The sequence below is a fragment of the Streptomyces sp. NPDC006012 genome (genome assembly GCF_042871185.1).
Classification (GTDB): domain Bacteria; phylum Actinomycetota; class Actinomycetes; order Streptomycetales; family Streptomycetaceae; genus Streptomyces.
Genome location: NZ_JBIAIE010000009.1, coordinates 118,413 through 138,633, shown reverse-complemented (window position 1 = coordinate 138,633; position 20,221 = coordinate 118,413). Strand labels below are relative to the sequence as shown.

Sequence of the window (20,221 nt, the reverse complement as noted above, 5' to 3'; positions counted from 1 at the left end):
ATCCGAAACCAGTCGGTAACAGCTACTTATACGGCCCGATGCATAGGTACCAGCCGGTCTAGCTTACGGCCGTTCCGAACAGACTGCCCAGGGCGTACGTCACACCCGCCGCCGCGCCACCCAGGGCGAGCTGCCGCAGACCGCTGAACCACCAGGTCCGCGCGGTCACCTTGGCCACCACGGCACCGCAGCCGAACAGTCCGACGAGGGCCAGCACCAGGGCCGGCCACAGGGCGGTGGCGCCCAGCAGGAAGGGCAGGACCGGCAGCAGCGCGCCGAGCGCGAAGGACCCGAACGAGGAGACGGCCGCGACCAGCGGTGACGGCAGATCGCCCGGGTCGACGCCGAGTTCCTCGCGGGCGTGTATCTCCAGGGCCAGCTCGGGGTCCCGGGACAGTTGCCGGGCGACCTCGCGGGCCAGCTCGGGTTCGACGCCCCGCGTCTCGTAGAGTGCCGCCAGTTCCTTCTCCTCGTCCTCGGGGTGCCGGCGCAGTTCGCGGCGCTCGACGTCCAGCTCGGCCTCGACCAGTTCGCGCTGGGAGGCGACGGAGGTGTACTCGCCGGCCGCCATGGAGAAGGCGCCGGCGGCGAGGCCGGCCAGCCCGGTGATCACGACGGTCTGGTGGCTGACCGCGCCGCCGGTCACGCCGGTGATCAGGGCGAGGTTGGAGACCAGGCCGTCCATCGCGCCGAAGACCGCGGGGCGCAGCCAGCCGCCGTTGACATCCCGGTGCGTGTGGTTGTCCCGGTGTGCCTCGTGCAGCGCCGCTTCGGTGTCGATGATGGCCACGACGGTCCCCCCAGAAGGCTTGATTGGACGGGTTCTACTTTTCGACAACAACGAAACTACGTCATTGATTTCTCCGCCGCCAGCAAGGAAAGGCTGGGCTAACCTGCGGTTTTACCCTCTCCGCTCATACGTGCATGTAGTTGCCCACATGTCGACCGGGTGATGCTGAGGCTCGCGGTGCTCGCGGCGACGGCTCCGGTGGCAGACATCCGCAAAGGCCCCCCGACGGAGAGAGCCGCCCATGGCATCGATCGCCCGCATCCCTTCGGTCCCGTCCCCCGGTGACGGCACCGAACTCCGCGAACGGGCACGCGGCGCGCTGCTCGGCCTGGCGGTGGGAGACGCGCTCGGTGCCCCGGCGGAGAACCTGAAGCCCTCGGAGATCCGCGCCCGCTGGGGCCGGATCACCGGATACGTCGCCGAACGGCCGTGCGGCACGGACGACACCGAGTACGCGATCTTCTCCGGGCTGCTGCTCGCCCGGCACGGCTCGGCACTCACCCCGGCCGATGCGGAGGCGGCCTGGCACGAGTGGATCGCGAACCGGCACGAGGGGCCCTTCCGGGGTGCGGGCTTCAGCGAGCGGGGCACGCTGGAGAACCTCCGCAGAGGACTGGCCGCGCCCATCTCCGCCCAGCACCGGCACGCCTGGAGCGACGGCCTCGCGATGCGGGCGGCCCCCTTCGGGGTGTTCGCGGCGGGCCGCCCCGCCGAGGCGGCCCGGCTGGTGGCCATCGACGGCTCGGTCAGCCACGACGGCGAGGGCATCTACGGCGGCCAGGCGGTGGCCGCCGGAGTGGCGGCGGCGATGGCGGGCGCACCGGTCAGCGTGGTGGTCGCCGCCGCGCTGGCCGTCGTTCCCGACGACTCCTGGACGGCCCGCTCGCTGCGGCGGGCCGTCGCCGTCGCCCACCGCGGCGAACGCGCGGTCCGCTCCGCGGTCGTCATCGGCGGCTACCCCTGGACCGACCTGGCCCCCGAGGCGGTGGCGCTCGCCTTCGGCGCGTACGCGTGTGGCGACGGCGACTTCCGGCGGGCCGTCCTGACCGCGGTCAACATGGGCCGCGACGCCGACACCACGGCCGCCGTCACGGGCGCGCTGGCCGGCGCGACCGAGGGCGTGTGCGCCGTCCCGGCCGACTGGGCGGCGGCGATCGGACCGGCCCGCGGCAGTTGCCTGCCCTCCATGGCGGGCCACCACGTGCTCGACGTGGCGGACCTCCTGGTCCGGAACCGGCCGGGCGCGGCCCCGGACGGGCCCGCCCCAGTACCGGACAGACCTGCCCCGGTCCCGGACAAGCCCGCCGCGGTACGGGACAGACCCGCTGTGGTGCCGCACAGGCCCGCCTCGGTCCACCCGGCCGCGGAGCCGTCGCTCACCGCGTTCACGCTCACCGCCCCCGCGGAGCCGGTACCCATCGCGCCCGCGCTCATCGCCCCCACGCAGTCGGAGCCCACCGCGTTCGTGCCCTCCGCCCCCGCAGATCCGGCACCCACCGCACCCGCGCTCACCGCCTCCGCACAGCCGGCACCCACCCCACCCCTGCCCTCCGCCCCTGCGGACCCCGCGGCCTGCGTACCCGCCGCCTGTGCGCCCGTCGAGCAGGGCGGCGAGGTGCTGCCGTGAGCCGCCGTGTCGAGGGGCTGCTGCTGGGGCTGGCCGCGGGCGACGCCGCCGGATGGCCCGCGGCGCGGCACCGGGCCGCCCGGATGCCCGAGTGGACCCGGCGGCTCACCCGCGAGCTGGACACCTTCGCCGAGCAGAACGCGACGACCACCCTGCCCGTGCCGATCGCGCTCAACCAGCCCCCGGAACCGCTGCGCCTCGGCCCCTCCGACGACGCCGAATGGGCGGCGTTCGCGGCCGAGGCGGTGCTGCGGGCCGGCGACGACAGCGTGGTCGGGGACCTGAGCCGGGACCGCCGTACCCGTGCCGCGATCGACCTGACCTGGAGCGCCGTCGCCTCCGAGGTCGCCGCGGCGGCCGAACGCGCCCCGGAGGTGGAGTCCGCGGTGCTGCCGCTGCGCGCCCGGATCTCGGTCCGGGCCGGTCTCGGCAACCTCGCCAACGGGCTGCGCCCGCCCGCCAGCGGGCACGACAACCCGCACTACTTCGACGACGCGGCCTGCGTACGCGCCTGTGTGCTCGCCGTCGCCCACCGCGGTGACCCGCGCAGCGCCGCCGAACTGGCCGAGTTCGATGCCCGCTACACCCAGGACGGCGACGGGGTGCACGGCGCCCGGGCGATGGCGGCGGCCCTCGCGCTGGCCCTCGCGGGCGCGGACGTGGACGCCTGCGCGACGGCGGCCCTCGACGAGCTGCCCGCGACCACGGAGATCGGCCGCAACGCCCGCCAGGCGCTGGCCCTCGCCCGCGACACCGGTTCCGCGTTCGCGCTGATCCCGCTCCTTGAGCACCAGATCGTCGACCACGTCTACAGCTACGGCATCGCCGCCGCCGAGACGGTCCCGGTCGCGCTCGCCCTGGCCTGCGCCGCGCGGGGCCGGATCGCCGAGGCCGTGCCCGCCGCGGCCTGCCTGTCCCGGGTCGCCGACTCGGCGCCCGCGCTGGCGGGCGCGCTGACCGGGGCGCTGGGCGGCGGCGCGGCCGTACCGGACGCGTGGCGGGACGCCTGCCGCACCCTCTCCGGCTGCGCACTCCCCCGCCTCACCGGCACCGACCTGGTCGAACTCGCCGAACTCCTGGAAACCGCACAACCGGCCGAACCGTAAGGATGATTCGGGCATGACACCCAAAGAATGTGAAAGCGGCGGTCCGGATCTGGCGGAGCGGATCACCGGAGCGCTCGTCGGCGCCGCTGTCGGCGACGCCCTCGGCGGCCCCGTCGAGGGCTACTCCCCCGACCAGATCGTCGAACGCCACGGCGGTCGCGTCCACGGTGTCGTCGGCCCCTGGCACGGCGACGCCTGGCGCACCGCCCGCCCCCTCGCGCCGTACCACAAGGGCGACGGGCACGTCACCGACGACACGTTGATGACCCATGCGCTGATCCGGGTGTACGCGCGGGTCCGGGACCACCTCGACGCCTACGCCGTCGCCGACCACCTCGTCCCGGACCTGATGACGGCCCCCCGCTGGATCCCCGAACTGGAGGCGGAGGCGCTGCCCCTGCACCGGATCTTCCTGGCGGAGAAGTGGCTGGTGGCCCGGCTCGCATACGGTCATGCGGACCCGCGGGAGGCGGGCGCGGGCAACATCGTCAACTGCGGGGCGGCGATGTACATGGCCCCCGTCGGCCTGGTCAACGCGGCCAACCCGGCGGGCGCGTACGCCGAGGCGCTGGACGTCGCGGGCGCGCACCAGTCGTCGTACGGCCGTGAGGCGGCCGGGGTCTTCGCGGCGGCGGTGGCGGCGGCGACCGCCCCCGGCGCCACCCCCGATTCGGTGGTGGCGGCGTGCCTGTCCCTGGCTAAGGACGGCACCCGGACGGCGATCGAGGAGGTGTGCGCGGTGGCCGCCCGGCACCACGACATCGAGTCGGCGCTGGTCCCGCTGCGGGCGGCGGTGGCCCCCTACGACACGGTGGGCCCCGACTACCGCGCCCCGTCCCTCGACGCCCGGCGCCCCTCCCGGCTGCACTCGATCGAGGAACTTCCCGTCGCGCTCGGCATGCTGCTGGTGGCCGGCGGGGACTACCGGCAGGCGGTCCTGGGTTCGGTCAACTACGGCCGCGACTGCGACTCCATCGCGACGATGGCGGGCGCGCTGGCCGGCGCCCTGGGCTCGCCGGTCCCGCAGGAGTGGTCGAAGACGGTGGCGGAGGCGAGCCGGCTGGACCTGTGGGCGCCGGCCCGGACGCTCACCGAGGTTTCCCGGGAGGTCTTCGAACGGGACGTCCGGCGCCGCCGGGCCCATGAGCGGGCGTTCAGCGCACTCGGGGGTGCGGAATGCTCCGGCTGACCTGGGTCCAGCCGGAGGACCTGGTGGCCCACGAACTCCGCCAGGCACGGCAGGACGGACGCGAGCCGTCGGCGATCGAGGCCCGGTGGAAGGCGGCGGGCGGCGGTGCCGCGCCGGTCCGTGCGGGTGCCTCGGCGCAGCCGGCGTCGCGGTATCTGCGGTTGCTGGCGGAGGACCTGCTGGACGAGTTGGCGGATCTCCCGGGCCCGGCGGCCGAACGGGAGCCGACCGAACTGCCCCGGATCAAGGCCCTGTGCCCCGACTGGCCCACCGGTTTGCTGCTGCCGGGCGTCGGGCCGGCGCACCACGACCGTACGGCGCAGAGGCAGCCGGACCGGAGATCGCCGGAGCACGGACCGGTACACGGCAGGGCGGCATCTGAGACACCGACAGGTACGACTCCGGTGGGTACGCCTTCGCTGGGCACTCCTCCGGCCGATGCGCCACCAGCCTTCGCTGCAACGGTATGTGACGAGACGACAGGTGATGGTTCGACATGTGCCACACCGGCAGGTCATGGACCGGCAAGTGACAGGTCGGCACCTGGCAGGTCGGCACCTGGCGGCGCGGCGGCCCCCGGGCCGCTCGCCCTCGAAGCCGCCTGGCTGGGCCGGGCCGTCGGCTGTCTGCTGGGGAAGCCGGTGGAGAAGCTTCCCCTCGACGGCATCCGGCAACTGGCGCGGTCCACCGGCAACTGGCCGCTCGCCGCCTACTTCACGGCCCGCGGGGTCCCCGCGGACCTCCTGGCGGCCCACCCCTGGAACCGGCGCTCGGCCGCCACCTCGCTCGCCGAGAACATCGACGGCATGCCCGAGGACGACGACCTCGACCACCCCTTGCTCAACCTCCTGCTGCTCGGCCGGCACGGCAAGGCGTTCCGCACCGCCGACCTGGCCCGGCTCTGGCTCGACGAACTGCCCGCCGGCCGCGCCTTCACCGCCGAGCGCATCGCCTACCGCAACCTCCTCGCCGGGATCGAACCCCCGCACACGGCCCGCCACCGCAACCCCTTCCGCGAGTGGATCGGCGCCCTGATCCGCGCCGACGTGCACGGCTGGACCAACCCCGGCGACCCGGCCGCCGCCGCGGAACAGGCCCATCGCGACGCCGTCCTCAGCCACACCGCCAACGGCGTCTACGCGGCCATGTTCACCGCGGCCACCATCGCCGCCGCGGCCACCGGATCCCTCGACGTGCACGCCTGTCTGCGCGTCGGCCGCTCGGTGGTGCCGTCCGGCTCCCGGCTGGCCGACGCCCTGGACCACGCCGTCGGGACGGCCGCCGCGCACGCGGACTTCGACGAGGTCGTGGACGCGCTGCACGCCCGGTACTCCGCCGCCTACCACTGGGTCCACGCCATTCCCAACACCGCCCTGGTCGCCGCCGCCCTCACCCACGCGGACGGCGACTTCACCGGCTCCATCTGCCGTGCCGTGTCCGGCGGCTGGGACACCGACTCGGACGGCGCCACCGCCGGCAGCATCGCCGGCCTCCTCGCCGGGACGCCCGCCGCCCTGCCCGACCGCTGGACGGCTCCCCTCAAGAACCGGCTCGCCACCTCCGTCACCGGTTTCGACGGCATCGGCTTCGACACCCTCGCCCACCTCACCCATCTGGAGGCGACCCGCCCATGACCCCCGCCCCACCCGCCGCCCCGAGCACCGGCCCCGCCGCGCGCGCCCCGCAGTGCACCGCATGAACGCCGCCCAGCCCCTGCACGGCCTGCGCGTCCTCGACCTGGCCACCCTCTTCGCGGGTCCGCTCGCCGCCACCCTGCTCGGTGACTTCGGCGCCGAGGTCATCAAGATCGAGCACCCGAAGAAGCCCGACCCGTCCCGGGGACACGGCCCCGCGAAGGACGGCGTCGGCCTGTGGTGGAAGCTGCTCGGCCGTAACAAGCGCACCCTCACCCTGGACCTGTCCAAGCCCGGCGGCCGCGCCACCCTGCTGCGGCTCGCCGCCACCGCCGACGTGGTCGTCGAGAACTTCCGTCCGGGCACGCTGGAGAAATGGGACCTGGGCTGGCCGGAGCTGTCCGCCGCCAACCCGCGGCTGGTGCTCACCCGGGTCACCGCCTTCGGCCAGTTCGGGCCGTACGCCCGCCGCCCGGGCTTCGGCACCCTCGCGGAGGCGATGAGCGGCTTCGCGGCGATCACCGGCGAGCCGGACGCGCCCCCGACGCTCCCGCCCTTCGGACTCGCCGACTCCATCGCCGCCCTGGCCACGGCGTACGCGGTGATGACGGCGCTGGCCGCCCGGGAGCGGACCGGCGAGGGCCAGGTCGTGGACATGGCGATCATCGAGCCGATCCTGACCGTCCTCGGCCCGCAGCCGATCTGGTACGACCAGCTGGGTCATGTCCAGCCGCGCACCGGGAACCGCTCGCAGAACAACGCCCCGCGCAACACCTACCGTACGGCGGACGGGTCCTGGGTGGCCGTGTCCACCTCGGCCCAGTCGGTCGCCGAACGCGTGCTGGACCTGGTCGGCCGCCCGGATCTGAGCAGGGAGCCGTGGTTCGCGACCGGCGCCGGACGGGCGGCGCACGCCGACGTCCTGGACGAGGTGGTCGGCCGCTGGATCGCCGCCCGTACCCGCGACGAGGTGGTGGCGGCCTTCGAGAAGGCGGAGGCCGCGGTGGCGCCGGTCCAGGACGTGCGGGACGTGATGACCGACCCGCAGTACGCGGCCCTGGACACCATCACCACCGTCGACGACCCGGAGCTGGGTCCGCTGCGCATGCAGAACGTCCTGTTCCGGCTCTCCGCCACACCCGGCGGGATCCGCTGGGCGGGCCGCCCGCACGGCGCGGACACCGTGGCCGTCCTGACCGAACTGGGTCTGACCACGGCGGAACTCGACGCGCTGCGCGCGGAGGGCGCCCTGTGATCCCGTTCCCGCTCACCTGGCTGTACGTCCCCGGCGACCGCCCGCATGTGGTGGCGAAAGCGCTGGCCTGCGGCGCGGACGTGGTGGTGATCGATCTGGAGGACGCGGTCGCCCCGGACCGCAAGGAGTACGCCCGCGCGGCCACCGCCGACCTGCTGTCCGAGCCGCAGCCGGCGCGGGTCGACGTCCGGGTGAACGGCGCGGAGGGGCCGTGGGCGGCGGCGGACCTGCGGGCGGTGGCCGGGCTGCCGGGCGTGTCCGGGGTGCGGCTGCCGAAGGTGACGTCCGCCGCCGAGGTGATCCGCGCCGCCCGCGAGACCGGGCACGACCGGCTGTACGCCCTGCTCGAAACGGCCCTCGGCATCGAGCACGCCCACGCCATCGCCACCGCCCACCCGGCCCTGCGGGGCATCTCCCTGGGCGAGGCGGATCTACGGGCCGACCTGGGCGTGCAGGCCGACGCGGGGCTCGACTGGTGCCGGTCCCGGGTCGTGGTCGCCGCGCGGGCGGCCGGTCTCGCCCCGCCGCCCCAGTCGGTCCACCCGGACATCCGGGACCTGGAGGGCCTCGCGGCCTCCTGCGCGCACGGCCGTGCTCTCGGCTTCCTCGGCCGGGCCGCCATCCACCCCCGCCAGCTGCCGACCATCGAACGCGCCTATCTGCCCACGGAGGCGGAGCTGGAACAGGCCGAGACGATCGTGAAGGCGGCGACGGCGGAGCGCGGCGCCCAGGCACTGCCGGACGGCCGGTTCATCGACGCGGCGGCGGTGGCGGCGGCCCGGCGGACGCTGTCCCTGGCGGCCCGCAAACCGTGAGCCCGAGACGGCCGGACCGGGCGACTCGGCCGGGTACCGGGCAGGCAGGGACAGCCAGGCCGGGCAGGACACACGGCGGGCCGGACAGCGCACGCCGCCCGCCCCGCTCGTGGACCGCGGTACGACGACGAGGGCGCCCCCTGCACGGCAGGGGGCGCCCTCGTCGTCGTACCGCGGTCGCGGCTCAGCTGTTCTTCGTGGCCGGTTCCTCGTCCTTCGCCTGCGCGGTCCCGGTCGCGCCCTCGGCGGCATCGGCGGTCCCGGTCTCGGCGTCCGCCTTGCCCTCGGCCCCCTCGTCCGGCGTGTCCCGGGCCGCGTCCGCCTCGTCGCCCTCCGGCTGGTGTGGCGGCACGTCCGTCGCGTCGGCTGCGGGACCGTCCCCGGTCTTCTCCAGTGCCGGACCCTTCGCGGCGGCGTCGGCCCCGGCGGCGGACGCGGTCTCCGTGCCGCCGTCCCCACTCGCGGCACCGGCGGCCACGGCGGCCGGTTCCACGACGGCCTCCCGGCCGGGCCGCTTCTTCGCCGACACGATGATGTACGCCACCGCCAGCAGGAACACGACCAGCGCGGTCCAGTCGTTCAGACGCAGCCCCAGGATGTGGTGGGCGTCGTCGACGCGCATGTACTCGATCCAGGCACGCCCCACGCAGTACGCGGCGACGTACAGGGCGAACGCCCGGCCGTGGCCCATCTTGAAGCGCCGGTCGGCCCAGATGACCAGGATGGCCACGCCGATGCACCACAGGGACTCGTACAGGAACGTCGGGTGGTAGTAGCCCGGCACCCGGCCGCCCTCGGAGGACGTGATGTGCAGGGCCCAGGGAACGTGCGTCTCGCGCCCGTACAGCTCCTGGTTGAACCAGTTGCCCCAGCGGCCGATCGCCTGGGCCAGGGCGATACCGGGGGCGACGGCGTCGACGTACGCGGGCATCGGGATGCCCCGTCGCCGGGCGCCGATCCACGCGCCCAGCGCACCCAGCGCGATCGCGCCCCAGATGCCGAGGCCGCCCTCCCACACCTTGAAGGCGTCCACCCAGTCACGGCCCGAACTGAAATACAGCTCGTAGTCCGTGATCACGTGGTAGAGCCGGCCGCCGACGAGTCCGAACGGCACGGCCCAGACGGAGATGTCCGCCACCGTGCCGGACCGGCCGCCGCGGGCGACCCAGCGCCTGTTGCCGAGCCAGACGGCGACGAACACGCCGATGATGATGCAGAACGCATAGCCGCGCAGCGGGATCGGGCCGAGATGCAGCACACCGCGCGAAGGGCTGGGGATGTAGGCAAGGAAATCCATGGCAGGGTCGACGCTACCGTGCCGGGCCGCGCACACGGCAATCAGCCCGGCTACGGGTCCATAACAGGGGCGTGAGAATCGCTTACCCCTTGTCGGCGGCCTCCACGAGTTGCTTGAGCTTCGCCGGGGTCATCGTCTGGTCCTGGTAGATGTTCTTGCCGTTCAGCAGGACCGTCGGCGTGCCGCTGTAACCGCCCGCCTGGAAGGCTTGGTTGGACTTCGCGACCCAGCTGTTGTGGGTGCCGTCGTCGACGCACTTGCGGAACGCCGGCGTGTCCAGGCCGTTCACCTTGCCCGCCAGTTCGATCAGCTTGGCATTGTTGGCGAAGGCGTCGTCGGTCTCCTTGGGCTGGTTCTCGTAGAGCGCGTCGTGGTAGTCGCGGAACTTTCCGGCGTCCTGTGCGCAGGCCGCCGCGTTGGCTGCGCGCAGGGAGCCGCTGCCGCCGAGGTTGCCGTCGATGAGCGTGACGAGGTGGTAGTCGATTCTGAGCTTGCCCGCGTCGGTCAGCTCGTGCAGCGTCGGGCGGTACGTCGCCTCGAACGCCTGGCAGGCCGGGCAGCGGAAGTCCTCCCAGATCGTGAGCGTGGACTTGGCGCTGTCCTTGCCGACCGGGATCGCGAGGCTGTCCTTGCCCTGGGCGCCGGAGGGCGCGACGACCGGGCCCGTGCTCGCGCTGTTCTTCTTCTTGCCCGCGTTCGCGGCGAGCACGCCGATCGCCGCCGCGACGCCGAGGACGCAGACGACGCTCACGCCCACGATCAGCGCACGCCGCCGCCTCTCCGCGGACTTCTGCTTCTCACGCTCGACCGCCAGCCGCTCACGGGCGGTGCGCTTTCCGTCACGATTCTTCTCGCTCACACCCCCAGAACGAACCGGGGAGGCACAGCGCGCCTCCCCGGTCCCAGGTCCACCCGTTCGAGTGACCGAATTTTCCGTATGCGGTTGTCTGGTTTTTCGGTCTGTCCCGTCCGCCGTGTCCGGTCCGCGGTCGGGCCGGTCCGCTCGGCGGGGTGCGGCTACGCCTGTCCGCGGACGCCCTTCGCCAGTTCCGCGGCCAGCTCGTGGACGGCCGCGATCCCGGTGGCGTGGTCCGGTGCGTCCAGCATCCGCTTGACGAAGGCCGAGCCGACGATCACTCCGTCGGCGAATCCGGCGACCTCGGCGGCCTGGGCGCCGCCGGAGACCCCGAGACCGACGCAGACGGGCAGGCCGGTGCCGGTGGCGCGGGTGCGTTCCACCAGGTCCTGGGCCTGCGCGCCGACCGACTCGCGGGTGCCCGTGACGCCCATCAGCGAGGCGGCGTAGACGAAGCCGCTGCCCGCCGCGGTGATCTCCGCGAGGCGGGCGTCCCTGCTGCTGGGGGCGACCACGAAGACCGTGGCGAGGCCGTGCTTGGCGGCGTGCTCGCGCCACAGCGCGGACTCCTGGACCGGCAGGTCGGGCAGGATGCAGCCGGCGCCGCCCGCCTCGGCGAGTTCGGCCGTGAAGCGTTCCACGCCGTAGCGGTCGATGGGATTCCAGTAGGTCATGACGAGGACGGGTTTGCCGGTCGCCCGGTGCGCCTCGCAGACCGTGCGCATGACGTCGGCGATCCGCACGCCGCCGCGCAGCGCGATGTCGTCGGCGGTCTGGATGACCGGGCCGTCCAGGACCGGGTCGCTGTGCGGCAGCCCGACCTCGACGACGTCCGCGCCGCCGTCGAAGACGGCCTTGATCGCCTCGATGCCGCCGTCCACGGTCGGGAACCCGGCCGGCAGGTAGGCGATGAGGGCGGACCGCCCGTCCGCCTTCGCGGCGGCGAGGGTGTCGGTCAACAGCTGGATGTTCCCGCTCACTTGGCGTCCCCCTCGGTCCCGGCGTGCGCGCCGTGCGTGCCCGCGGCGGCCCCGGTGGCCCCGCTGTCCGTGTCGGTGTCGTACAGGCCGAAGTAGCGGGCGGCCGTGTCCATGTCCTTGTCGCCGCGGCCGGAGAGGTTGACCACGATCAGTCCGTCCGGCCCCAGTTCCCTGCCGACGTCGAGGGCGCCGGCGAGCGCGTGCGCGCTCTCGATCGCCGGGATGATGCCCTCGGTGCGCGACAGCAGGCGCAGCGCCTGCATGGCCGCGTCGTCGGTGACGGCGCGGTACTCGCCGCGGCCGCTCGCCTTCAGGTAGGAGTGCTCGGGGCCGACGCCCGGGTAGTCCAGACCGGCCGAGATCGAGTACGGCTCGGTGATCTGGCCCTCGTCGTCCTGGAGCACGAAGGAGCGGGAGCCGTGCAGGATGCCGGGCTCGCCGGCGGTGAGGGTGGCCGCGTGCTCGCCGGTCTCGACGCCGTGTCCGGCGGGTTCGCAGCCGACGAGGCGGACGCAGGTGTCGGGAATGAAGGCGTGGAACAGGCCGATGGCGTTGGAGCCGCCGCCGACACAGGCGACCGCGGCGTCGGGCAGCCGGCCCGCCCGCTGAAGGAGCTGGCGGCGTGCCTCCACGCCGATCACCCGGTGGAAGTCGCGCACCATGGCGGGGAACGGGTGCGGTCCCGCCACGGTCCCGAACAGGTAGTGGGTGTGGTCGACGTTGGCGACCCAGTCCCGGAACGCCTCGTTGATGGCGTCCTTCAGGGTGCGGCTGCCGGACTTCACGGCGATGACCTCGGCGCCCAGCATGCGCATGCGGGCCACGTTCAGGGCCTGCCGCCTGGTGTCGATCTCGCCCATGTAGATGGTGCAGTCGAGACCGAACAGCGCGCAGGCGGTGGCGGTCGCCACACCGTGCTGGCCCGCGCCGGTCTCGGCGATGACGCGGGTCTTGCCCATCCGCCGGGTGAGCAGGGCCTGGCCCAGTACGTTGTTGATCTTGTGGGAGCCGGTGTGGTTGAGGTCCTCCCGTTTCAGGAAGACCCGGGCGCCGCCGGCGTGCTCGGCGAACCTCGGTACCTCGGTGAGGGCGCTGGGCCGTCCGGTGTAGTCGGCGAGCAGGCCGTCCAGTTCGCGGGCGAACTCGGGGTCGTGCTTGGCCTTGTCGTACTCGACGGCGACCTCGTCCACGGCGGCGACCAGCGCCTCCGGGATGAACTTGCCGCCGAACGCGCCGAAGTAGCCCTCGGCGCTGGGGGTTTTGCCCTCCGGGTCGGGCAGGAAGAACTCGCTGGGCATGCGGAAACCTCACGGTGAGTCTGTGGAAGGAAACTCGGTGCCGTGGGGGCGGGCGTCGTCAGTCGGCTGCGGGAGCGTCGTGGCTGGTCGCTCCCCCAAGTTCTCGGCTGCGCTCGAACAGGGGGGACCCCCAGTTCCCCGCGCCCCTTTCGGGGCGCTGCCATCGCATGCCGTTCACCTGGCCGGGCTCGTCGCCGATGACGTACCGGACCCGGCGGCCGTGCACCCGGCGGGCGGGCGCGCGACAGCCTCGGGGCCGGCAGCCGCGCGCGAGGCGGGCGTACGGGTCCCTGGGGGCCGGTGCGGTGGTGGGCGTCATCGGGGTCAGCCTAGTGGGGGGTCAGCCGCGGCCGTGCCGCAGTGCGGGGTGCTCGCCGGCCGCCACCAGGTCGGCGACCGCGGTCCTGGGGTCGCGCCCGGTCACCAGGGACTCACCGACCAGGACCGCGTCGGCGCCCGCGTTGGCGTAGGCGATCAGGTCGTGCGGGCCGCGGACGCCGGACTCGGCGACCTTGACCGTGCCGGCCGGGATCTCCGGAGCGACCCGGTCGAAGGTGCTCCGGTCGACCTCCAGCGTCTTCAGGTTGCGCGCGTTGACGCCGATCACCGTGGCGCCGGCGTCCACCGCGCGCTCCACCTCGTCCTCGTCGTGCACCTCGACGAGGGGGGTGAGGCCGATGGAGACGGCCCGCTCGATCAGCGACTCCAGGGCCGGCTGGTCGAGGGCGCCGACGATGAGCAGCGCGAGGTCGGCGCCGTACGCCCGGGCCTCCCACAGCTGGTAGGAGGTGACGATGAAGTCCTTGCGCAGCACCGGGATGTCCACGCGGGCGCGGACGGCTTCCAGGTCGGCCAGCGAACCGCCGAACCGGCGCTGCTCGGTCAGGACGGAGATGACGGCCGCGCCGCCCGCCTCGTAGTCGGCGGCGAGCCCGGCCGGGTCGGCGATGGCGGCCAGCGCGCCCTTGGACGGGCTGGAGCGCTTGACCTCGCAGATGACCTTGACGCCCTCGCCGCGCAGTGCCGCCAGGCCGTCCTTGGCGGCCGGGGCCTTCGCCGCGCGTTCCTTGAGCTCGTCGAGGCTGACGCGCGCCTGCCGATCCGCCAGGTCGGCACGGACTCCGTCGATGATCTCGTCGAGCACACTCACGCGAGCGGTCCCCTTCCGGACGGTTGTTCCTGCGGGTGGAAACCCGGGGTCACTGCGATGGTATCCGCAGGACGGCGTGGGGCCCGCATCCGGCTGCCGGCGGTCTCGTCACCTGGACCTGCACGGTTGGGACGTTCGGTCAGGGGTGCAGCCAGCCGCCGAACGGCAGGTTGCGGACGACGGTGAACACCAGCAGCACGGCGCCCAGGCCCCACAGCTGCACCGGTCCCGGGCTGAGCCGGATCGGCCGTCCGCGCGCCGCGCGGACCGTCCAGAGGGTCCACAGGACGGCGAAGCCCAGGTAGGCGGCCACGGCCGGCGCGTTGGCCTGCAGCGCGGCCGTGAGGTCCCCGTGGATGAAGGCGTGCGCGCTGCGCAGTCCGCCGCAGCCGGGGCAGTAGAGGCCGGTCACCGCGTACAGCGGGCACACCGGGTAGTGGCCGGGCCGGTAGGGGTTCACCGTCGCGACGTAGGCGAAGGCGCCCGCGACGGCCGCGAGGACGCCTGCTGGGGCCGCCAGCCGGCCGAGGGCGCCGGTGGGGGCCTCGGGCGGCACCAGGTGCTCACTGTCGGCGTTCACGGCTCGTATTCTCCCCGCCCGGCCGGGCATGCGCGAGGGGCGCTCCGGCAGCCGGTGCGCTGCCGGGGCGCCCCTCCATGAGGTCGGCCGGCGTTCGTACGGGACGTGCGAGGTCCGTACGGGGCGTACGCGGCCGGTCGTGGGGCCCGCGGTCCGCGAGCGGACCGTACGGCGGAGTCAGCTCTTGGCGCCGGCCGGTTCGGGCGTCACCGTGGCCTGCGGCTGCGGCAGGGAAGCCGGGTGCGCGCTTTTCGGCTGGCCGAGGCCCATGGAGCGCATGATGAGCCCGACGACACCGCCGAGGACCACGATCACCATGCCCGCCCAGAAACCGAGCGGCTGGGCCATCACCATGAAGGCGCCTGCGACGCAGAACCCGATGATGGCGATCATGACACCGGTCCAGGCGGCCGGGGTGTGACCGTGGCTGCTGCCCGCCATTGCTTGCTCCTCGTTGCTGTGTGCGTGTGTGAGCCGGACGCTCATCATCGACCATTGTCCCGTACGGGTGGGCCCGGTGTGCGCGGGGGTGGCTGCCGGTGTGCGTCTGATTGGCCACACCGGGACCGGTTCTCCGGGGCGGGCGGGGCCGGTGGGCCGGGGCGTGTTCAGGCCCCGGTGGGGTCCTCGCCGCGGTCCAGGGCCTTCCAGAGGTCCTCGGGCCGGTCGGGGTCGACGGTGGCCGCGGTGCGCCGTGGGCGTGCCTGACCGCGCTCGTAGCGGCCGGACATGGCGGGCCACAGCCGGCCGTAGCGCAGTGCGAGCAGTCCGGCGAGCAGGATCAGCAGGCCGCCGACGGCCGCCGCGTAGGGCCAGGCGGTGTGGCTGAGGGCGGCGACCGCGGCGGAGGTGTCGCCGGTGGCCTCGGCGGCCTTGTCGTCGAGCACGGAGCCGTCGGAGGCGCCGGTCAGGGCGGCGACGACCGTACCGGCGCCGGAGAGCGCGAGGACGGCGGCGACCAGCAGGCGGCCCGCCTTGCGGACGGCGAAGACGGCGACGAGCGCGGCGAGGCCCACTATGGCGAGGGCCGCGGGGACGCCCGTCACGTCGCTGCCCCTGGCGGTCAGCGGGAAGGCGCCGCCGGCCACCGACGCGGTGCCCTCCGCCCAGCGCTGGCGCGTGGCGAGCAGCGCCACGCCGGCGCCGAGCGCGCCGCACAGCAGCGCCACGGCGAGGCTCCGGCGGCCGGCCCGTGCGGGTTCCGCGGCTTCGGAACGGGGGTGAGGTAGGGCTGTCACGTACTCCACTATCGCCTGCGCCCCGTGCGATACGTCACCCGGGGTTCGCTCGGCGCCCGCCGAGACGGTTCGCGGTGTGCACGGCTCGCAGCACCGCCGCCGCCTTGTTGCGGCACTCCTGGTCCTCGGCGGCCGGATCGGAGTCGGCGACGATGCCCGCGCCGGCCTGGACGTAGGCGGTGCCGTCCCGCAGCAGGGCGGTGCGGATGGCGATGGCCGTATCGGAGTCGCCCGCGAAGTCCAGGTAGCCGACACAGCCGCCGTACAGGCCGCGCCGGGACGGTTCGAGTTCGTCGATGATCTGCATGGCGCGGGGCTTGGGCGCGCCGGAGAGGGTGCCCGCGGGGAAGCACGCCGTCAGGACGTCGAAGGCGGTGCGGCCGGCGGCGACCTTGCCGGTGACGGTGGAGACGATGTGCATGACGTGCGAGTACCGCTCGACGGACATGAAGTCGACGACCTCGACCGAGCCGGGCTCGCAGACCCGGCCGAGGTCGTTGCGGCCGAGGTCGACGAGCATGAGGTGCTCGGCGCGTTCCTTGGGGTCGGCGAGCAGTTCGTCGGCGAGGGCCTGGTCCTCCTGCGGGGTGGCGCCGCGCGGCCGGGTGCCGGCGATCGGGTGCACCATGGCCTGCCCGTCCTCGACCTTGACCAGCGCTTCCGGGGAGGAGCCGACGACGTCGAAGGCGCCGCCGGACCCGTCGGGCAGCCGGAGCAGGTACATGTACGGGGAGGGGTTGGTGGCCCTGAGGACCCGGTAGACGTCCAGGGCGCTCGCGGTGCAGGGCGTCTCGAAGCGCTGTGAGGGGACGACCTGGAACGCCTCGCCGGCCCGGATGCGCTCCTTGACGTCCTCGACGGCCTTCTGGAAGTCCGGGCCGCCCCAGCGCGCGGTGTACGGGGGCGGTTCGGAGGGCGGCAGCACCGCGGGGGGCTGGGCGACCGGGCGGGAGAGGTCGGCCTCCATGGCGTCGAGGCGGGCGACGGCGTCTGCGTGGGCCTCGTCGACGCCGGTGGCGCGGTCGTTGTGGTTGATCGCGTTGGCGATCAGCAGGACCGAGCCCTCCCAGTGGTCCATGACGGCCAGGTCGCTGGTGAGCAGCATGGTCAGCTCGGGCAGCCGCAGGTCGTCCCGCTCGCCGGGTCCGATGCGCTCCAGGCGGCGGACGATGTCGTAGCCGAGGTAGCCGACCATGCCTCCGGTGAACGGCGGCAGGCCGAGGTCGTCGGCGAGGTCGCGGGGGGTGTGCAGGGCCTCGACGGTGGCGCGCAGGGCGGTCAGCGGGTCGCCCTCGGCGGGGACGCCGACGGGCGGGGTGCCGAGCCAGTGGACCTTGCCGTTCCGCTCGGTCAGGGTGGCGGCGGAGCGGACGCCGACGAAGGAGTAGCGGGACCACTGAAACGCGGCGCGGCCGTTCTCCGCGGATTCCAGCAGGAAGGTGCCGGGGCGCTCGGCGGCGAGCTTGCGGTAGAGCGCGACGGGGGTGTCGCCGTCGGCGAGCAGCTTGCGGGTGACCGGGATGACCCGGCGGTCGGCCGCCAGTCTGCGGAACGTCTCAAGATCCATGCCGGCAGACCCTACTCAGCGCGGGCCTGTGCACCCGAACCGGCGTCCTCAAGGAGGACGTCGGCGTCGAAGCAGGTGCGGGCGCCGGTGTGGCAGGCGGCGCCCACCTGGTCGACCTTGACCAGCAGGGTGTCGGCGTCGCAGTCCAGGGCGACCGACTTGACCCGCTGGACGTGTCCGGAGGTGTCGCCCTTGACCCAGTACTCCCGGCGGCTGCGGGACCAGTAGGTGCAGCGGCCGGTGGTCAGCGTGCGGTGCAGTGCCTCGTCGTCCATCCAGCCCAGCATCAGCACCTCCCCGGTGTCGTACTGCTGGGCGATGGCGGGGACGAGTCCGTCGGCGCTGCGCTTGAGGCGCGCGGCGATCTCCGGGGCGAGGCTGCTGGTCCGGTGCGTGCTGCTCATGGGTGCCATTGTGCCGCGCGGCACCGACGGTGCCCGGACCTGTCCGGTGGGTGGGCGCACGGCGGCCGGCGAGGTCGCGACGGGTGGGCGGAGCGCAAGCCTGGTCGTACGCTGACAGTATGTCGACCTTCGCAAAGCGTGAACGGCTTCTGCTCGCCGACCTCTTGGAAACCACCGGCCCCGAGGCGCCGACCCTCTGCGAGGGCTGGCAGACCCGTGAACTGGCCGCACACGTGGTGGTGCGCGAGCGCCGCCCGGACGCCGCGGGGGGCGCGCTGGTCAAGCAGCTCGCGCCGCGGCTGCAGAAGGTGATGGACGAGTACGCCGCGAAGCCGTACGAGGAACTGATCCAGCTGATCCGCACCGGCCCGCCGCGCTTTTCACCCTTTCAGCTCAAGCAGATCGACGAGGTGGCCAACACGGTCGAGTTCTACGTCCACACGGAGGACGTCCGCCGTGCCCAGCCGGACTGGACGCCGCGCGAACTCGACCCCGTCTTCCAGGAGGCCCTGTGGTCCCGGCTGGAGCGGACCGCCCGGCTGCTCGGCCGGGGCGTGCCGACCGGCCTGGTGCTGCGCCGGCCGGACGGTCAGACGGCGGTCGCCCACCGGGGGGCGCCGGTGGTGACGGCCACGGGTGAGCCTTCGGAGCTGCTGATGTTCGCGTTCGGCCGGCAGCGCGCGGCCGACGTGGAGCTGGCGGGCGACGAGAACGCCATCGCCAAGCTGCGGGAGTCCAAGCAGCTGGGCATCTGAGCCCTGCCGGGCGTCGTCAACGGGGCAGTTCGGCGCGGCGCAGTCCCGGCGCGGCCAGGCAGACGACGCCGCCGAGCCCGCACACAGCGGCGCTGGCCACGAACACCGGGCCGAGGCCCCAGGCGCCGATCGCGGCGGCCGTGAACGGCATGCTCAGCGGGGCGAGGCCGAGACTGACCAGAGAGGCGACGGCGGTGACGCGGCCCAGGTAGGCGGGGTCGGACTGGGTCTGGAGCAGGGCGCCGCACAGGGCGCCGCTGAGTCCGGCCAGCAGTCCGACGAGCAGGGCCACGCCGACGGCGGCCGCGAGGTGCAGGACGAGGCCGAGGGCGCCGATGGCGGCGGAGCCCGCGAGGCAGGCACCGCCGGTGACCAGGCCCGCCCGCGGCAGTCGGCCCCGGACGGCCAGCAGCAGGGAGACGGCACCGGCGCCGACGCCGAATCCGGCGAGCACCCAGCCCATCCCGGAGGCGCCCCAGCCGCGCCGGTCGGCCAGCAGGGTCAGACCGATGTTGAGCGGCCCGACGAACCCGAAGTCGCCGAGCGCGATGGCCACCATCAGCGGGGCCAGCACCCGGTGCCCCCGGATGTAGCGCAGCCCGGCCAGCAGGTCGTCCCAGGCACTGGCTGACCGGGGCTCGGGGGTTTCGAGGGGCGCGGGGATGTCGAGGGGTTCGGAGGTGTCGAGGCGCTCGGAAACGGGCGGCTCGGAAACGGGCGGTGCGGAAACGGTCGGTGCGGAAACGGTCGGTGTCGAAGCCGCCGGGGCTGCGGCGGGGTGCGGGTCGGCCTGCGGGTTTTCCGCCGGGGATGACGCGGAGGCGGTCCCCGGGCGTGCGCCGCGGCGCGGCCCGGGTATCGGCTCGGCGTCCCGCGCGGGCGCCGTGTCGTCGGCCGGCAGGGCGCGGATCCGTACCGAGATCAGCAGCGGCACCGACCCCGCTATGAGCAGACCCGCGAGGGCGAACGCGGCCGGTGCGCCGCCGAGCGCCACGCCCAGGCCGCCGAGCGGGGCGCCGACCACGCTCGCCAGGCGGACGCAGAGCCCGCGCATGCCCTGGACCCGGGCGAGCTGGTCCTTGCCGGTGATCCGGGCCGGAAGCGCGCCGACCGCGGGCAGGAACACGGCGTCGACGGTGCCGAAGACGAGGGCGAGCAGGGCCAGCGGCCACAGGCCGGGGCTGGTGAGGAACAGCAGCGCGGCCACCGCGGCGACGGCCGCGCAGCGCACCGCGTCGCTGCCGATGACGACCCGGCGCGGCCCGAGCCGGTCGGCGACGACACCGCCGCCGAGCATCAGCACGGCGCGCGGCAGGGCGCTGGCCGACATGACCAGACCGGCCTGGGCGGGCGTTCCGCTCTGGACGGCGGCCCAGGACAGCGCGATGTAGTAGACGCTGTCGCCGAGCATGGAGCAGGAGTAGGCGCCCAGCCAGCGCAGGACGTTGGGGTCACGGTGGGCGGGGCGTGCGGCGGCGGTGCCGAGCGTGGCGGGCGGGCCGGTGACGGCGGACAAGACGGCGGCCTCTCGGAACGGAGCGGACAGGAACCGGACGCGGACACGGACGCGGAACCGAGCCGGGCGCCGAACAGAGCCGGACGCGGGACAGGGGCGGACCGCGGATCGGGGTCGGACACGGAACGGAATCAGACGCGGAACCGGATCCGGCGCGGAACGGC

19 protein-coding genes and 1 pseudogene are annotated in these 20,221 nt (G+C 74.1%); 7 read left to right on the top strand and 13 right to left on the bottom strand.

Annotation, left to right across the window (positions count from 1 at the left end; translation table 11 throughout):
* Window positions 1-58 precede the first annotated feature (58 nt).
* Window positions 59-790 (bottom strand): VIT1/CCC1 transporter family protein, encoded by a 732-nt coding sequence (locus ACFYPJ_RS18725; RefSeq protein ID WP_389017940.1) that lies wholly within the window; start codon window positions 788-790, stop codon window positions 59-61.
* Window positions 791-1,031: 241 nt separating this feature from the next.
* Between ACFYPJ_RS18725 and ACFYPJ_RS18720 the strand changes: the two are divergent.
* The 6 genes and pseudogenes from ACFYPJ_RS18720 to ACFYPJ_RS18695 all read left to right on the top strand — a co-directional run.
* Window positions 1,032-2,048 (top strand): annotated as a pseudogene (locus ACFYPJ_RS18720) (ADP-ribosylglycohydrolase family protein); the annotation flags it as partial.
* Between the two features lie 365 nt (window positions 2,049-2,413).
* Window positions 2,414-3,523, top strand: coding sequence for an ADP-ribosylglycohydrolase family protein (locus ACFYPJ_RS18715; RefSeq protein ID WP_389017937.1), 1,110 nt, complete (start codon window positions 2,414-2,416; stop codon window positions 3,521-3,523).
* 13 nt (window positions 3,524-3,536) lie between these two features.
* The gene (locus ACFYPJ_RS18710) at window positions 3,537-4,712 is read left to right on the top strand and encodes an ADP-ribosylglycohydrolase family protein (RefSeq protein WP_389017934.1); all 1,176 of its coding nucleotides are present in this window, start codon (window positions 3,537-3,539) and stop codon (window positions 4,710-4,712) included.
* Complete coding sequence (locus tag ACFYPJ_RS18705) at window positions 4,700-6,346, top strand: ADP-ribosylglycohydrolase family protein (RefSeq protein WP_389017931.1); 1,647 nt, start codon at window positions 4,700-4,702, stop codon at window positions 6,344-6,346. Before ACFYPJ_RS18710 ends, ACFYPJ_RS18705 begins: the two co-directional genes overlap by 13 nt.
* Window positions 6,347-6,407: 61 nt before the next feature.
* A complete protein-coding gene (locus ACFYPJ_RS18700; RefSeq protein ID WP_389017929.1) occupies window positions 6,408-7,601 on the top strand; it encodes a CaiB/BaiF CoA transferase family protein in 1,194 nt (397 codons plus the stop codon).
* A complete protein-coding gene (locus ACFYPJ_RS18695; RefSeq protein ID WP_389017927.1) occupies window positions 7,598-8,416 on the top strand; it encodes an HpcH/HpaI aldolase/citrate lyase family protein in 819 nt (272 codons plus the stop codon). Before ACFYPJ_RS18700 ends, ACFYPJ_RS18695 begins: the two co-directional genes overlap by 4 nt.
* A 184-nt stretch (window positions 8,417-8,600) precedes the next feature.
* Here ACFYPJ_RS18695 and lgt read toward each other — a convergent pair whose 3' ends face one another.
* From lgt to hisI, 11 genes are all read right to left on the bottom strand, one after another.
* The gene (gene lgt / locus ACFYPJ_RS18690) at window positions 8,601-9,713 is read right to left on the bottom strand and encodes a prolipoprotein diacylglyceryl transferase (protein ID WP_389017924.1); all 1,113 of its coding nucleotides are present in this window, start codon (window positions 9,711-9,713) and stop codon (window positions 8,601-8,603) included.
* Window positions 9,714-9,795: 82 nt separating this feature from the next.
* The gene (locus ACFYPJ_RS18685; protein ID WP_389017921.1) at window positions 9,796-10,572 is read right to left on the bottom strand and encodes a DsbA family protein; all 777 of its coding nucleotides are present in this window, start codon (window positions 10,570-10,572) and stop codon (window positions 9,796-9,798) included.
* A gap of 158 nt (window positions 10,573-10,730) precedes the next feature.
* Entirely contained in the window at window positions 10,731-11,549 is an 819-nt protein-coding gene (trpA, locus tag ACFYPJ_RS18680) for a tryptophan synthase subunit alpha (protein ID WP_389017918.1), read from the bottom strand.
* Entirely contained in the window at window positions 11,546-12,847 is a 1,302-nt protein-coding gene (gene trpB, locus ACFYPJ_RS18675) for a tryptophan synthase subunit beta (protein ID WP_389017915.1), read from the bottom strand. Before trpB ends, trpA begins: the two co-directional genes overlap by 4 nt.
* Before the next feature lie 58 nt (window positions 12,848-12,905).
* Window positions 12,906-13,166, bottom strand: coding sequence for a tryptophan biosynthesis modulator TrpM (trpM, locus tag ACFYPJ_RS18670; RefSeq protein WP_389017912.1), 261 nt, complete (start codon window positions 13,164-13,166; stop codon window positions 12,906-12,908).
* A gap of 21 nt (window positions 13,167-13,187) precedes the next feature.
* A complete protein-coding gene (gene trpC / locus ACFYPJ_RS18665) occupies window positions 13,188-13,997 on the bottom strand; it encodes an indole-3-glycerol phosphate synthase TrpC (protein ID WP_389017909.1) in 810 nt (269 codons plus the stop codon).
* 139 nt (window positions 13,998-14,136) lie between these two features.
* Window positions 14,137-14,586: a DUF2752 domain-containing protein gene (locus tag ACFYPJ_RS18660; RefSeq protein WP_389018178.1), complete on the bottom strand. Its 450-nt coding sequence runs from the start codon at window positions 14,584-14,586 to the stop codon at window positions 14,137-14,139.
* Between the two features lie 168 nt (window positions 14,587-14,754).
* Window positions 14,755-15,018 carry an HGxxPAAW family protein gene (locus tag ACFYPJ_RS18655; protein ID WP_389017906.1) on the bottom strand — a complete coding sequence of 88 codons (264 nt, stop codon included), beginning with the start codon at window positions 15,016-15,018 and terminating at the stop codon, window positions 14,755-14,757.
* A 167-nt stretch (window positions 15,019-15,185) separates the two neighbouring features.
* The gene (locus ACFYPJ_RS18650; protein ID WP_389017904.1) at window positions 15,186-15,824 is read right to left on the bottom strand and encodes a TIGR02234 family membrane protein; all 639 of its coding nucleotides are present in this window, start codon (window positions 15,822-15,824) and stop codon (window positions 15,186-15,188) included.
* Window positions 15,825-15,849: 25 nt separating this feature from the next.
* A complete protein-coding gene (locus tag ACFYPJ_RS18645; RefSeq protein ID WP_389017901.1) occupies window positions 15,850-17,382 on the bottom strand; it encodes an anthranilate synthase component I in 1,533 nt (510 codons plus the stop codon).
* Window positions 17,383-17,393: 11 nt separating this feature from the next.
* Window positions 17,394-17,795 carry a phosphoribosyl-AMP cyclohydrolase gene (hisI, locus tag ACFYPJ_RS18640; protein ID WP_389017898.1) on the bottom strand — a complete coding sequence of 134 codons (402 nt, stop codon included), beginning with the start codon at window positions 17,793-17,795 and terminating at the stop codon, window positions 17,394-17,396.
* Window positions 17,796-17,905: 110 nt separating this feature from the next.
* Here hisI and ACFYPJ_RS18635 point away from each other — a divergent pair, with 110 nt between their 5' ends.
* Window positions 17,906-18,541, top strand: coding sequence for a TIGR03085 family metal-binding protein (locus ACFYPJ_RS18635; RefSeq protein WP_389017895.1), 636 nt, complete (start codon window positions 17,906-17,908; stop codon window positions 18,539-18,541).
* Window positions 18,542-18,557: 16 nt separating this feature from the next.
* Here ACFYPJ_RS18635 and ACFYPJ_RS18630 read toward each other — a convergent pair whose 3' ends face one another.
* Entirely contained in the window at window positions 18,558-20,057 is a 1,500-nt protein-coding gene (locus ACFYPJ_RS18630) for an MFS transporter (RefSeq protein WP_389017892.1), read from the bottom strand.
* Between the last annotated feature and the right edge of the window lie 164 nt (window positions 20,058-20,221).

Excerpts from the sequence above, each read along its gene's own strand:
- ACFYPJ_RS18710 (WP_389017934.1), top strand. The coding sequence starts at position 3,537 with ATGACACCCAAAGAATGTGAAAGCGGCGGTCCGGATCTGGCGGAGCGG.
- ACFYPJ_RS18705 (WP_389017931.1), top strand. The coding sequence starts at position 4,700 with ATGCTCCGGCTGACCTGGGTCCAGCCGGAGGACCTGGTGGCCCACGAA.
- ACFYPJ_RS18700 (WP_389017929.1), top strand. The coding sequence starts at position 6,408 with ATGAACGCCGCCCAGCCCCTGCACGGCCTGCGCGTCCTCGACCTGGCC.
- lgt (WP_389017924.1), bottom strand. The coding sequence starts at position 9,713 with ATGGATTTCCTTGCCTACATCCCCAGCCCTTCGCGCGGTGTGCTGCAT.
- trpB (WP_389017915.1), bottom strand. The coding sequence starts at position 12,847 with ATGCCCAGCGAGTTCTTCCTGCCCGACCCGGAGGGCAAAACCCCCAGC.
- trpM (WP_389017912.1), bottom strand. The coding sequence starts at position 13,166 with ATGACGCCCACCACCGCACCGGCCCCCAGGGACCCGTACGCCCGCCTC.
- ACFYPJ_RS18655 (WP_389017906.1), bottom strand. The coding sequence starts at position 15,018 with ATGGCGGGCAGCAGCCACGGTCACACCCCGGCCGCCTGGACCGGTGTC.
- ACFYPJ_RS18645 (WP_389017901.1), bottom strand. The coding sequence starts at position 17,382 with ATGGATCTTGAGACGTTCCGCAGACTGGCGGCCGACCGCCGGGTCATC.
- hisI (WP_389017898.1), bottom strand. The coding sequence starts at position 17,795 with ATGGCACCCATGAGCAGCACGCACCGGACCAGCAGCCTCGCCCCGGAG.
- ACFYPJ_RS18635 (WP_389017895.1), top strand. The coding sequence starts at position 17,906 with ATGTCGACCTTCGCAAAGCGTGAACGGCTTCTGCTCGCCGACCTCTTG.